This window comes from Frateuria sp. (assembly GCF_013362045.1).
Taxonomy (GTDB): Bacteria; Pseudomonadota; Gammaproteobacteria; order Xanthomonadales; family Rhodanobacteraceae; genus Frateuria_A.
The window spans coordinates 18,232-31,051 of the sequence record NZ_JABFWW010000084.1; the positions used below are offsets into that span (position 1 = coordinate 18,232).

Sequence of the window (12,820 nt, forward strand, 5' to 3'; positions counted from 1 at the left end):
GACAGGGGAAGTCCCATGTTTCGATCCCGTTTCCTGCTGGTCCTGCTGTTGCCGCTGCTGATGCTGACCATGGCGTTCCGCCAGTCGCCGCTGGTCGACCCGGCACCGATCAGCGTGCCGGCCGGTTTGACCGACGTGCAGGTGGGCAAGGCCGTGAAGGCCGCACTGATGGGCCGTGGCTGGACCGTCGGCGAGCAGCAGGCCGGCAGCATCGCCGCCAGCCTCAGCCGCGACGAGTGGGTCGCCAAGATCCGCGTCGACTTCGACACCAAGAAGGTGCAGATCCGCTACGTCGACAGCAAGAACCTCAAGTACGAGGTCAAGCGCGACGGCACCCGCCTGATCCATTCCAACTACATGGGCTGGATGCAGTACCTCTCCGGCGACATCGGCCGCAACCTGGAACTGATCTCGGCCACCGCCAGCTGAATCCGCGCCCGCGTCGACGCGCCGCAGCGCCGGCGCGGGCGTGCTTGCTAAGCTCTGCGGGTCGTATTTTCCGGACGCCCGATGAGCCAGCAAGCCGACCAGGCCGAAACCTTCCTGCGCGAGCTGCAGGACCGCATCTGCCGCACCCTGGAAACCCTCGACGGCGGCGCGCGCTTCGTCGAGGACCGCTGGACCCGCGAGGCGGGCGGCGGCGGCCGTACCCGCGTGCTGCGCGACGGCGCGCTGTTCGAGCAGGCCGGGGTCAACTTCTCGCGCGTGAGCGGCCACACGCTGCCGCCCAGCGCCACCGCGCACCGGCCGGAACTGGCCGGCGGCAGCTTCATCGCCACGGGCGTCTCGCTGGTGCTGCATCCGAAGAACCCGTACGTGCCCGCCACGCACGCCAACGTGCGCTATTTCGAGGCGAGCAAGGAAGGCGTCGAACCGGTGTGGTGGTTCGGCGGCGGCTTCGACCTCACCCCGTTCTATGCGTTCGACGAAGACGTGCGGCATTGGCACACGGTGGCACGCGACCTGTGCGCGCCCTACGGCGCGGACGTCTACCCGCGCTACAAGCGCTGGTGCGACGAATATTTCTACCTCAAGCATCGCGACGAGACGCGCGGCATCGGCGGCCTGTTCTACGACGACCTGAACGAGGGCGGCTTCGAGCGCTGCTTCGCATTCACCCGCGACGTGGCCCAGGGCTTCCTGGATGCTTACCTGCCGATCGCCGGACGTCGCCGCGACACGCCCTGGGGCGAGCGCGAGCGCGAGTTCCAGCTGTACCGGCGCGGCCGCTACGTGGAGTTCAACCTGGTCTATGACCGCGGCACGCTGTTCGGGCTGCAGTCGGGCGGGCGCACCGAATCGATCCTGATGAGCCTGCCGCCGCGCGTGCGCTTCGAGTACGCCTATGCGCCGCAGGCCGGCTCGCCGGAAGCGCGGCTGGGGGATTACCTCAAGCCGCGCGATTGGCTCGCTGAAATGTAAGTCGCAGGGTGGGCTTCAGCCCGCCAGTGCTCTTACGGCAAGCGGCTAGCGGGCTGGCCCCACCCTGCGATCACGGCCGCTCGCCGCTGAACTTCACCGGCGTGGCGCCCACGACCTTGCCGATCTGCGCGCTGTCGCTGACCTCGAGCACCACCTCGCGGCGGAACTCCAGCGTGCCCTGCACCACGGCGTGCGGGCCGATCACGATATGCGGCGGACGGCTGTCGCCGAAGTGGAACCAGCCGCCGGGCCTGTCCACCAGGATGCCGCCTTCCACGTGCGAACCCTCGCCCACGTCGATGTCGCCGCCGACGGTGCCCAGGCCGCCGGCCACGTGCGATGCGTCCAGCGCGATGGCGCCGTTGACGTTGGACACCCGTCCGCCGACATCGACGTTGCGGCCCAGCCGAATGGCGCCGTTGACCGCTTCGATCTTGCCGCGGACGCGGCCATCGGCACCGACCGTGACGCTGCCGTTGACCGTGCCCAGCGAGTCGGCCTGCACGTGCGTGCCCAGCTCGATCGCGCCGTTGACGGTGCTGGCTTCGCGCACGACCGCGTTGTCGCCCACGCGCACCGCGCCGTTGACCGTGCTGACGTTGCCGGCATGCTCGCCGGCCTCGACACGCGCAGTGCCGTTGACCTTGTCGATGTCGCCGTCGCCGGCCCGCGCCGCGAGCGGCAGGCAGAGGGCGAGGGCCAGGGCGGAGGCGAGGAGATGACGACCCATGGTGGTGCTCCGTGTGGTGAACGCGTGGGCTTGGATGCGCACCGGCCAGCCACGGTTGGCATGACCTGTGGCAGGGTCCGATTTGACCTGCACGCGGACACCCCGCACCATTTCACGTTTCCGGTCGCGAAGCCAACGCCATGCACAAGCTCGTCCTGATCCGCCACGGCCAGTCCCAGTGGAACCTCGACAACCGCTTCAGTGGCTGGGCCGATGTCGATCTCACCGAGCAGGGCATGGCCGAGGCGAAGGAAGCGGGCCGGCTGCTGCTGGAGGGAGGCTACGCGTTCGACGTGGCGCACACCTCGGTGCTCAAGCGCGCCGTGCGCACGCTATGGGGCGTGCTCGACGCGATGGACCTGATGTGGATCCCGGTGGTCACCGACTGGCGCTTGAACGAGCGCCACTACGGCGGGTTGACCGGCCTCAACAAGGCCGAGACCGCCGCAAGATACGGCGAGGACCAGGTCAAGGTCTGGCGCCGCAGCTACGACATTCCGCCGCCGCCGCTGGAGCGCACCGCCAATGCCTCGCTGTGCGATCCGCGTTACGCCCTGCTCGATCCGTCGATGATCCCCGACACCGAGTGCCTGAAGGACACCGTCGCCCGCGTGCTGCCGTACTGGCACGACGTGCTGGCGCCGGCGGTGGCCTCCGGCCAGCGCGTGCTGGTCGCCGCCCACGGCAACTCGCTGCGCGCGCTGATCAAGTACCTGGACCACATTTCCGACGAGGCCATCGTCGAGATGAACGTGCCCAACGGCGTGCCGCTGGTATACGAGTTCGACGAGGCCATGAAGCCGTTGCGCAGCTACTACCTGGGCGACGCCGAGGCGATCGCGGCGAAGATGGCCGCGGTGGCGAGCCAGGGCAAGGCGAAGTAGGACGCAGCCGGCCTGGTGGTCGGCTGCTGCGTCAGCTGTTGCGCGGGCCTGCTGGTGCGCCACCGGCGCTTCGTGCGCGCCCATGGCCGAGGCGCTCAGAGCGCATCGTTGTCCAGTTCGCCCGTGCGGATGCGGATCACCTGCTCCAGCGGACTGACGAAGATCTTGCCGTCGCCGATCTTGCCCGTACGCGCGGAGTGCTGGATGGCCTCGATCACCCGCTCGAGCTGGTCGTCCGCCACGGCCACTTCCAGCTTGATCTTGGGCAGGAAGTCGACCACGTATTCGGCGCCGCGATAAAGCTCGGTGTGACCCTTCTGCCGGCCGAAGCCCTTGACCTCGGTCACCGTGATGCCTTGCACGCCGACCTCGGCCAGTGCCTCGCGCACGTCGTCCAGCTTGAACGGCTTGATGACTGCCACGACCAGCTTCATGGATGCTCCTTTCGGTACCTGTGCAAGCAGACGAGCATTGTGCCTGTCCGTCCCCAAGCTGTCGCCCCGGCGGAGCGTGTAGGACAATCCCTACAAATTCTGGCGGAGCCGGCCGATGGCACACACACGTCCCCTATACCTAGACTTCATTCCGACCCGTTCGAGGCGCCGTCCATGATGGACCGGCAGGAAATCGACAGAATTGCATTGCGACTTGTGTCGCTGGTACCGCCAGGGTTGGCACAAGCGCAGCAGGACTTGCGAACCAATTTCCACGATGTCCTGATGCAGGGATTGCGTCGCCTCGAACTGGTCACCCGCGAGGAGTTCGAAGCCCAGAGTCAGCTGTTGGCGCGTACCCGCGCCAAGGTCGACGAACTGGAAAGGCGCGTCGCCGAACTGGAGGCCGACGCAGCTGCCCGCGGGTTCTAGCTGCCAGCTCCCGGGAGCCGCCCCCGATCCGTCACCCTCACCCCGAGAACGATCGGGGGCGGTTATTTTTTGCCTGTCTGTCGATGGAGTCGCATTCCACATGCATCCTGGCGACCCTATCGCGTACGGCCGGGACGACGGCTGCGCAGCCCGCAACCCGCAAGGGACCAAGGAATCCTACGCGGCCACCTGCCCATGCGTGCCTGATCGGCCGGATCAGTCGGTTTCCTCTTTCTCGCCGGCACGTTCAACGCCAATCGCGCGCCAGACCACGCTGGCGAAGCCATGAGCCTGGCAGTCACCCTCAGCCGGGCACAGGAAGGCGTCTCCGCGCCGCAGGTCATGGTCGAAGTGCACCTTTCCGGTGGCCTGCCGGGCACGCACATCGTCGGTCTGCCTGAGGCAGCCGTCCGCGAGGCGCGCGATCGCGTGCGCGTGGCGATCCAGAACGCCGCGTTCGAATATCCCAACCGCAAGGTCACGGTGAACCTGGCCCCCGCCGAGCTGCCCAAGGACGGTGGCCGCTTCGATCTGGCTATTGCGCTGGGCATCCTGGCCGCCGGGGGACAGGTGCCGCGGGAGAAGCTCGACCAGTGCGAATTTCTTGGCGAACTCGCATTGTCCGGAGATCTGCGAGGCGTTTCGGGCGTGCTTCCCGCGCTGTTGCGCGCACGGGCGCGCGGGCGGCGCGTGGTGGTGCCACGCGCCAATGCCGCTGAAGCGGCACTGGTGCCGGAAGCCGAGGTGCTGGTGGCCGATACGTTGGCCGAAGTCTGCGGCTGGCTGCGCAATGCGCAGGAGCTGACCCTGCCGGGCCGGCCCGACGATGTGCCGGCGGTGGATCCGGGCGTGCCCGACCTGGTCGATGTGCGCGGCCAGCTGCAGGCACGCCGCGCGCTGGAGATCGCTGCAGCCGGCGGGCATCATCTTTTGCTGATCGGCCCGCCCGGCACGGGCAAGACCATGCTGGCCGAACGCCTGCCCGGCATCCTGCCACCACTGGACGAAACCGAAGCGCTGGAGACCTGTGCCGTGCTGTCGGTGGCCGGCCAACCGGTTGATCCGGCCCACTGGAGGCGCCGTCCGTTCCGTGCGCCGCACCACACCGCATCGGCGATAGCGCTGGTCGGCGGCGGCTCGAACCCCCGTCCGGGCGAGATTTCGCTGGCGCACAACGGCGTGCTGTTCCTCGACGAGTTGCCCGAGTTCAGCCGGCACGTGCTCGAAGTTCTGCGCGAACCGCTGGAATCGGGACATATCCTGGTGTCGCGCGCGGCGCGGCAGTCGACGTTTCCGGCGCAATTCCAGCTCGTTGCCGCCATGAACCCTTGCCCTTGTGGTTACGCCGGTGACGCCCGCGAGCGTTGTCGCTGCACGCCAGACCAGATCCAACGCTACCGCAGCCGCATCTCCGGCCCGCTGCTGGACCGCATCGACCTGTGCGTCGAGGTACCGCGCGTGCCGCTGGCCGAACTCGGCGCGCCCCATAGCGTTTATGACGAGGATTCGGCGACCGTGCGCGCACGGGTAATCCAGGCCCGCGAATGGGCCTTGGCCAGGGCCGGCCGGGCCAATGCCGAGATCAATACGCGCGAGCTGGAGCGCGATTGCGGGTTGGGCCCGACCGAACGGCGCTGGTTCGAAGCGGCGCTGGAGCGGCTGGGGCTGTCGGCGCGCGCCTATCACCGGACCCTGCGGGTGGCGCGCACGATTGCCGACCTCGACGGTGGCGCGGCGCTGCTGGACCGGGCGCACCTGGCCGAAGCCTTGCAGTACCGACGCTTCTGATTGCCTCCGAAATTTCTGTACCCGCGGGTATTGACTTTGGCGGGCGTCCGTTTAATATCTGCACTCGCCGGTACTTAAAATGTCACCGGCCTGCCGCCCCGGTATCGGTCCCCCTCCCTCCCCCGCCCGATACCGGGGCCGGCCCCTCCCTCAAAGCCATCGTCCCTTGCCCCGCTGGCAGTAGGTTCAGGCGGCTGACGCCCGCTGGAACTGCGCCTCTTCGGTCGACCCCTTCAGTGCCGTAGTCGACGATTGCCCTTGCTGGATCGCTTGTGTGACCTGATCGAAGTAGCCCGTGCCGACCTCGCGCTGGTGCTTGACCGCGGTGAAGCCGCGCTCGGCGGCAGCGAATTCCCTTTCCTGCAGCTCGACGAAGGCGCTCATCTGTCGCCGGGCATAGCCGTGCGCAAGCTCGAACATGCCGTAGTTCAGGCTGTGGAAGCCGGCCAGCGTGATGAACTGGAACTTGTAGCCCATCGCGCCCAGCTCCTTCTGGAAGGTCGCGATGGTGGCGTCGTCCAGGTTCTTGCGCCAGTTGAAGCTCGGCGAGCAGTTGTAGGCGAGCAACTTGCCCGGATACCTGGCGTGGATCGCCTCGGCGAAGCGGCGCGCGTCGTCCAGGTTCGGCTTGCTGGTCTCGCACCAGACCAAGTCGGCGTAGGGCGCGTAGGCCAGCCCGCGGCTGATCGCCTGATCCAGGCCGGGCCTGACGCGAAAGAAGCCTTCCATGGTGCGTTCGCCGGTGAGGAAGGGCTTGTCGTTGTCGTCGACGTCGGAGGTCAGCAGATCGGCCGCATCGGCGTCGGTACGCGCCACCAGCAGGGCCGGCACGCCGCAGACGTCGGCTGCCAGGCGCGCGGCGGTGAGTTTGTCGATGGCCTCGCGCGTGGGCACCAGCACCTTGCCGCCCATGTGCCCGCATTTCTTGACCGAAGCGAGCTGGTCCTCGAAATGCACGCCGGCGGCGCCCGCCTCGATCATTGCCTTCATCAGCTCGAACGCGTTGAGCACGCCGCCGAAGCCGGCCTCCGCGTCGGCCACGATCGGCGCCAGCCAGTCGACCTCGTCGCTGCCTTCGGCGTGATGCAACTGGTCGGCGCGCAGCAGCGCGTTGTTGATGCGCTTGACCACCAGCGGCACCGAGTTGGCCGGGTAGAGCGACTGGTCCGGATACATCTCGCCGGCCACGTTGGCGTCGGCGGCGACCTGCCAGCCGGAGAGGTAGATGGCCTTCAGGCCCGCCTTCACCTGCTGCATGGCCTGGTTGCCGGTGAGCGCTCCCAGTGCGTTGACGAAGTCCTCCTTGTGCAGCGCGTGCCACAGCTTCTCCGCGCCCTGGCGGGCCAGCGAATACTCGATCGGCACGGTGCCGCGCAGGCGCACCACGTCCTCGGCGCCGTAGTTGCGGCGCACGCCGGCCCAGCGCGGATTGTTGGTCCAGTCCAGGGTGAGCTGTTCGGCGGTCGGCAGGGTGGTCTTCATGGATTCAAGCTCCGTGATGTGGGTCCCTCTCCGCCGGGGAGAGGGGTTGGCGAGGGCTCGGGGTGGCCGGAAACATCCGCGCGGTCTCGAAAGGACGGCGGATCAGAGGCGCTCGTAGGCGGGCAGCGTGAGGAAGGCGCCCAGCGAGTCGGCGTGGGTCAATTCGGCGAGCAGCGCCGCGGCCGCATCCGCGCGCCCCGCGCCGGGATGGTCACTCCCGCGCAGCCGGTGCGTGTGCGCAGCGAGCGCCTGGTCGAACAGTGCCATGTCGATCGGGGCGCCGTCGTCGAACTCCAGCGGCACGCAGTCGTTGCGCTCGCCGGGCTCGGCGGCATAGTGCAGCCACTGCCACAACTGCGCGCGGGCGATTTCCGCGGTGGCGGCGTCCTCCATCAGGTGATGGATGGGCACGCAGCCCAGGCCGTCCAGCCATGCGGCGGTGTAGCGCAGCGCCACTTCGACGTTGTTGTCGAAGCCGGCACGGGTGATGGTGCCGCAGGCGGGAGCCAGCAACTGCTCGCGCGTGACCGTGACGTCCTCGCGCAACACATGGAGCTGGTTGGGACCCGGCAAGTGTCGGTCGAACACCGCCTGTGCCACGCTCACCAGGGCCGGATGCGCGACCCAGGTGCCGTCGTGGCCGGCACGCACCTCGCGCAGCTTGTCCGCGCGCACCTTCTCCAGCGCGGCGTCGTTGGCGGCGGCATCGCCCTTGATCGGGATCTGTGCCGCCATGCCGCCCATGGCGAACGCGCCGCGGCGATGGCAGGTCTGGATCAGCAGCTCGGAGTAGGCCTTGAGGAAGGGCACGGTCATCTGCACCTGGCCGCGCTCGGGCAGCAGCCGGTCGCGGTGGCCGCGCAGGGTCTTCAGGTAGGAAAAGATGTAGTCCCAGCGGCCGCAGTTGAGGCCGACCGCACGCTCCCGCAGCGCGTGCAGGATCTCGTGCATCTGGAACGCCGCCGGCAGGGTCTCGATCAGCACGGTGACCTTCATGCAGCCGCGCGGCAGACCCAGCTCGCCCTCGGCGTACGCCATCACCTCGTTCCACAGCACGGCTTCTTCCATCGCCTCCAGCTTGGGCAGGTAGAAGTACGGGCCGCGATCACGCGCGTGCAGGACGCGCGCGTTGTGGAAGGTGAACAGGCCGAAGTCCACCAGCGCGCCGGCCATCGGTTCGCCGTCGACCTCGAAGTGCCGCTCGGGCAGGTGCCAGCCGCGCGGACGCACCACCAGCACGGCCGGGTCCGGGCCGAGCCGGTATTCGCGTCCCTCGGCGGAGCGGTAGGCGATGGTGCCGGCGACCGCGTCGATCAGGTTCCGCTGACCGTCGAGCTGGTTGGCCAGGGTCGGCGTCGAGGAATCCTCGAAGTCGGCCATGAACACCTTCGCGCCGGAATTGAGCGCGTTGATGATCATCTTGCGCTCGACCGGACCGGTGATCTCCACGCGCCGGTCGCGCAGCGCCGGCGGGATGGGCGCCACCTGCCAGTCGGTCTCGCGGATGGCGCGGGTGTCGGTGCGGAAGTCGGGCAGGGCGCCGGCATCCCAGGCGGCCTGGCGTTCGGCGCGGACCGCGAGCAGGTCGCGCCGCCGGGCATCGAAGCGGCGGTGCAGATCGGCCAGGAAGGCCAGCGCATCGGGGGTGAGCAGGCTGGCGTGGGCGGCGGTGTCGCCGTGGACGGTCAGCGGGCCGGGATCGAGTCGTTCCTGCGGGACGGCCATGGTGCAGCTCCGGAAGAGGGTGCATCCAAGCTAGGCCCGCAGACTCACATTTGACAAAGCGAATGTTTCAATCTTTCTTATTGAAATTCTCAAATATGTAGTTAAAAGTTGACTTCAGAAGCTCCCTGGAGGACAAACGCCCGTGAACCGGACCCGCAAGGTGCGCCATGCCGCTGCCCGGAAAACGCCTGCCACGGAGCTGGAAGCGGTCGAAACGGCCGAGCGCTACTACTACAAGGGCAACCGCCAAAAGCAGCTGCGTGCCTTCGTGAGCATCGTCAAGCTGGGCACGCTCACGCGCGCGGCCGAGGCGCTGTTCCTCTCCCAGCCCACCGTCACCCTGCAATTGCAGGCCCTGGAGCGTGAACTGGGCGTGCCGCTGCTGGAGCGGCGGCGCCGGCGCATCAACCTGACCGACGCCGGCGAGGCGCTGTACGAACTGGCGCGGCCGCTGATCGAGGGCTGGGACAACCTTGACCGCGATTTCCAGGCGCGCGTGAAGGGCCTGAAGGCCGGGCGCCTGACCATCGCCGCCGGCGCCTCCACCATCCAGTACCTGCTGCCCGAGCTGGTGCGCCGCTACCGCGAGGCCTACCCGGCGGTGCACCTGCAGCTGGCCAACGTCACCGGCCGCGACGGCCTGGCGCTGCTGCGCGCCGAGGAGGCCGATTTCGCCGTCGGTTCCATGCTGGAGGTACCCAACGACATCGCCTGGACGCCACTGCGCCACTACGACCCGATGCTGATCACGCCGCCGGACCACCCGCTGGCGCACAAGACCGAGGTGACGCTGGAGGACCTTTCGCCCTACGGCCTGATCCTGCCACCGCAGCGGCTGTCCACCTACCGGCTGGTCGACCTGGTGTTCCAGCAGCGCCAGGTGCCCTACCAGGTGGCGATCGAGGTCGGCGGCTGGGAGGTCATCAAGGAGTACGTCGCCAGCGGCTTGGGCATCTCGATCGTCACCGGCATCTGCATCACCGAGGCGGACCATGCACGCCTGGCCGTGCGCAACATGAAGCGCTTCTTCCCGCAGCGCAGCTACGGCGTGGTGATGCGCAAGGGCAAGTTCCTGAGCGCCGAGGCGCGGGCCTTCATCGACCTGGTCCGGCCCGGCCTGCTCGCCGAGCGCTGAGGCGGCAGAAGTGCGCGCTAACCGGGCCGCTGCAGCGCCAGGCGCACGCCGAACGCGCACAGCACCGTGCCGCAGAACCGGTCCATCCACAAGCCCACGCGCGGCCGCGTTTCGAGCAGGCGATGGATACGCCCGCCCAGCAGCGCGAGCACCAGCGACCAGCTCAGGCCGGTGCCGATGAAGCTCAGGCCCAATACCAGCAGGCCCCACTGCGGATGGGGCGCATGCATGGCTACGAACTGCGGCAGGAACGCCAGGTAGAACAGCGCCACCTTCGGGTTGAGCACGTTGGTGAGCATGCCCTGCCGGAAGGCCGCGCCCAGCCCCTGGCCCTGGGTGACGGCCTGCGCCCGTGGGGCCTGCCGGGTAAGCAGCATGCGCAGCCCGATCCACACCAGATAGGCCGCGCCCAGGTACTTGAGCATGCCGAAGGCCAGCGCCGAGGCCATCAAGATGGCCGAGATGCCCAGCACGGCCGCCAGCGTGTGCACCACGCACCCGGCGTTGATGCCCAGCGCTGCGGCCAGGCCCACGCGCGGACCCTCGCGGCCGCTGCGGGCGAGGATGTAGAACGTATCGAGGCCCGGCGTGAGATTGAGCGCGATGCAGGCGAGCAGGAAGGCGCCGAAATGCTGGATGCCGAGGGCCGTCACGGGTCGATCCGTCTGTGCGGAAACGCTATTCGCTGTTGCGGTGCTTGCCGCGATAGCCGCGGAACAGCCCGCGGATGCGCGCCATGTCGGCATCGGGGTCGTCGGTGGCGTACTGCAGCGTGCCCAGGGTGAAGGTGCGGGTCGGGTAGTCGAGGAACACCGGCAGCACCGGCACGTCGGCCTCGCGGGCGATGCGCAGGAAGCCGCTCTTCCAGTGCTTGACGTGCTTGCGGGTGCCTTCGGGGGTGATCCCCAGCCACATGCGCGGATGGTCGGCGAAGCGGCGCACCATCGGGCCGACCACGTTGAGCGCGGCCTTGCGGTTGATGCCGATCATGCCGATGGGCCTGAGGATCAGGCCGAGCGGGCTGTCCAGCACCTCGCGTTTGATCATGATCTTGATGTCCAGCCCCAGCGCGATCTTGATCATCAGGCCCCACACCCCGTCCCAGTAGGACGAGTGCGGCGCGCCGATGATGATCAGCTTGGGGCAGTCCGGCAGTTCGCCCAGCAACCGCCAGCCGGAAAGGCGCAGCAGGCCGCGCATCAGCCAGGGCCAGAACCGGCTGTCGAGCCGCGGCGCCTGTGGCGGCACCGGCGGCAGCATGGCACCGCTCATTCGCCGCTCCAATCGCGCGAGCGCGCCTGCTTGAGCTTGCCGCGTTGCTGCTTGCCGGCCAGGCGACGCTCTTTCGAGGCGCGCGTGGGTCGCGTCGCCACGCGCTTCTTCGGGGCGGCCAGCGCGCCGCGGATGAGTTCGGCGAGCCGCTCGCGCGCGTCGTCGCGGTTGCGCGCCTGCTCGCGGAAGCGGCGCGCCTGGATCACCAGCACGCCTTCGTCGGTCATGCGCCGGTCGCGACGCGTGAGCAGGCGCGCGCGTACCTCCTCCGGCAGCGACGGCGAGGCGGCGACGTCGAAGCGCAATTCGACTGCGCTTTCGGTGCGGTTGACGTGCTGCCCGCCGGGACCGTCCGCGCGCAGGAAGCGCTCGGTCAGCTCGGTATCGGGGAGGGCGAGGGTGCGGCTGATCGACAGCATGCGTGCAGTTTAGAGGATGGCCGATGGCAGGCTGAAGTCCAGCCTGCAGCGCGGACGCTGCCGCAGGGCGACCTCAGCCCACCGGCGCCCAGCCGAAGCGTTCAAGCACCGTTGCGAACACGCCATCCAGCGGCGCGTGCAGGCTCATCGCCTCGCCGCTCACCGGATGCGCGAAGTGCAGCCGCCATGCGTGCAACAGCATACGGTGGCAGCCGAAGTGCTGCTTGTACAGGCGGTTGTGGTCGCTGCGTCCGTGCTGGCAATCACCGATCACCGGATGGTGGATGTGCGCCATGTGCTTGCGTATCTGCCGGAAGCGGCCGGTTTCGGGCTCGGCCAGCAACAGCGCGTAGCGCTGCTGGGGATAGCGGCCCAACGCGACCGGCACCTCGACCGTGGCCAGGCGCCGGTAGCGCGTGCGCGCCTCGCGGCGCGGGCCGGTCTCGCGCGAGCCGGGCAGCGGGTAGTCGACCAGGCCCTCGGCCGGCTCGGGCCAGCCGCGCACTACGGCCAGATACTGCTTGTGCACGCCGCGGCCCATGAACTGCCCGCCCAGCGCCGCGGCCACGGCGGCCGAGCGTGCGACCAGCAGCACGCCGCGGGTCGCACGGTGCAGCCGGGGGGGAAGGAACAGCTCGCCGCCGACCTGCTCGCGCAGCAGGTCGATCAGGAAGGCGTCCGCCGGGCCGATCAATCTGGAGCGGTGCACGGGCAGGCCCGCGGGCTTGTTGACCGCGAGCAAGGCATCGTCCCGGTAGAGCAACTCGAGCATCAGGTGTCCGCGGCGTCATCCGCGAGAGTGGAAGGGCGCGGGACTCACCAGCGCCGGCCGGGGTCATGCGCCCATGGCCGGCACCCGTCGGAACGTGAACCGGCCTTCATCGCCTGGCGCTCGTGACGAAGGCGAGCAGGGCGGCCACCAGGCAACCCAGCGCGAGCCAGCCCGAGCCGTCCGGCCCGCGGGCCAGCCACAGCAACGCGGCACAGCCGAGCATGGCCGCACCGAACAATCCGCCCAGCAGTGCGCGCCGCCGGCGCAGCGCGAGGTCCGCGCGCAACGCGAGCTCCGCCGGATCGGCCAGCGCCTGCCGCTCGCC

At 68.8% G+C, this 12,820-nt stretch carries 14 protein-coding genes and 1 pseudogene; 6 read left to right on the top strand and 9 right to left on the bottom strand.

Features of this window, described 5'->3' with window-relative positions; genetic code table 11:
• The first annotated feature begins 15 nt into the window (after positions 1-15).
• Together HOQ08_RS04065 and hemF are read left to right on the top strand one after the other, a co-directional pair.
• Entirely contained in the window at positions 16-429 is a 414-nt protein-coding gene (locus tag HOQ08_RS04065) for a hypothetical protein (RefSeq protein ID WP_291191924.1), read from the top strand.
• A gap of 81 nt (positions 430-510) precedes the next feature.
• Positions 511-1,422 carry an oxygen-dependent coproporphyrinogen oxidase gene (hemF, locus tag HOQ08_RS04070; protein ID WP_291191926.1) on the top strand — a complete coding sequence of 304 codons (912 nt, stop codon included), beginning with the start codon at positions 511-513 and terminating at the stop codon, positions 1,420-1,422.
• A gap of 70 nt (positions 1,423-1,492) precedes the next feature.
• On the opposite strand, the gene HOQ08_RS04075 is transcribed toward hemF, so the two are convergent.
• Positions 1,493-2,152, bottom strand: coding sequence for a hypothetical protein (locus HOQ08_RS04075; RefSeq protein WP_291191928.1), 660 nt, complete (start codon positions 2,150-2,152; stop codon positions 1,493-1,495).
• Positions 2,153-2,292: 140 nt separating this feature from the next.
• Between HOQ08_RS04075 and gpmA the strand changes: the two genes are divergently transcribed.
• Positions 2,293-3,036, top strand: coding sequence for a 2,3-diphosphoglycerate-dependent phosphoglycerate mutase (gene gpmA / locus HOQ08_RS04080; RefSeq protein ID WP_291191930.1), 744 nt, complete (start codon positions 2,293-2,295; stop codon positions 3,034-3,036).
• Positions 3,037-3,131: 95 nt separating this feature from the next.
• On the opposite strand, the gene glnK is transcribed toward gpmA, so the two are convergent.
• A complete protein-coding gene (glnK, locus tag HOQ08_RS04085) occupies positions 3,132-3,470 on the bottom strand; it encodes a P-II family nitrogen regulator (RefSeq protein ID WP_291191932.1) in 339 nt (112 codons plus the stop codon).
• Between the two features lie 174 nt (positions 3,471-3,644).
• On the opposite strand from glnK, the gene HOQ08_RS04090 reads away from it, so the two are divergent.
• Positions 3,645-3,902 carry an accessory factor UbiK family protein gene (locus HOQ08_RS04090; protein WP_291191934.1) on the top strand — a complete coding sequence of 86 codons (258 nt, stop codon included), beginning with the start codon at positions 3,645-3,647 and terminating at the stop codon, positions 3,900-3,902.
• A 285-nt stretch (positions 3,903-4,187) separates the two neighbouring features.
• On the top strand, positions 4,188-5,690 hold the full coding sequence (locus tag HOQ08_RS04095) for a YifB family Mg chelatase-like AAA ATPase (RefSeq protein ID WP_291191936.1): 1,503 nt from the start codon (positions 4,188-4,190) through the stop codon (positions 5,688-5,690).
• 186 nt (positions 5,691-5,876) lie between these two features.
• Here HOQ08_RS04095 and aceA read toward each other — a convergent pair whose 3' ends face one another.
• A complete protein-coding gene (gene aceA, locus HOQ08_RS04100) occupies positions 5,877-7,172 on the bottom strand; it encodes an isocitrate lyase (RefSeq protein ID WP_291191938.1) in 1,296 nt (431 codons plus the stop codon).
• Between the two features lie 102 nt (positions 7,173-7,274).
• On the bottom strand, positions 7,275-8,897 hold the full coding sequence (gene aceB / locus HOQ08_RS04105) for a malate synthase A (RefSeq protein ID WP_291191940.1): 1,623 nt from the start codon (positions 8,895-8,897) through the stop codon (positions 7,275-7,277).
• Between the two features lie 199 nt (positions 8,898-9,096).
• On the opposite strand from aceB, the gene HOQ08_RS04110 reads away from it, so the two are divergent.
• Positions 9,097-10,032, top strand: a complete 936-nt coding sequence (locus HOQ08_RS04110; RefSeq protein WP_291191950.1) for a LysR family transcriptional regulator — start codon at positions 9,097-9,099, stop codon at positions 10,030-10,032.
• A gap of 17 nt (positions 10,033-10,049) precedes the next feature.
• On the opposite strand, the gene HOQ08_RS04115 is transcribed toward HOQ08_RS04110, so the two are convergent.
• The 5 genes and pseudogenes from HOQ08_RS04115 to HOQ08_RS04135 form a co-directional block, all read right to left on the bottom strand.
• Positions 10,050-10,685: a LysE family translocator gene (locus HOQ08_RS04115; RefSeq protein WP_291191942.1), complete on the bottom strand. Its 636-nt coding sequence runs from the start codon at positions 10,683-10,685 to the stop codon at positions 10,050-10,052.
• Positions 10,686-10,710: 25 nt separating this feature from the next.
• Positions 10,711-11,304 (bottom strand): 1-acyl-sn-glycerol-3-phosphate acyltransferase, encoded by a 594-nt coding sequence (locus HOQ08_RS04120; protein WP_291191944.1) that lies wholly within the window; start codon positions 11,302-11,304, stop codon positions 10,711-10,713.
• Positions 11,301-11,723 (bottom strand): alternative ribosome rescue aminoacyl-tRNA hydrolase ArfB, encoded by a 423-nt coding sequence (gene arfB, locus HOQ08_RS04125; RefSeq protein ID WP_291191946.1) that lies wholly within the window; start codon positions 11,721-11,723, stop codon positions 11,301-11,303. The genes HOQ08_RS04120 and arfB overlap by 4 nt, the downstream gene beginning before the upstream one ends.
• Positions 11,724-11,796: 73 nt before the next feature.
• Positions 11,797-12,495 carry a pseudouridine synthase gene (locus HOQ08_RS04130; protein ID WP_291191948.1) on the bottom strand — a complete coding sequence of 233 codons (699 nt, stop codon included), beginning with the start codon at positions 12,493-12,495 and terminating at the stop codon, positions 11,797-11,799.
• A 106-nt stretch (positions 12,496-12,601) separates the two neighbouring features.
• A pseudogene (locus HOQ08_RS04135) lies at positions 12,602-12,820 on the bottom strand (ubiquinone biosynthesis regulatory protein kinase UbiB); the annotation flags it as partial.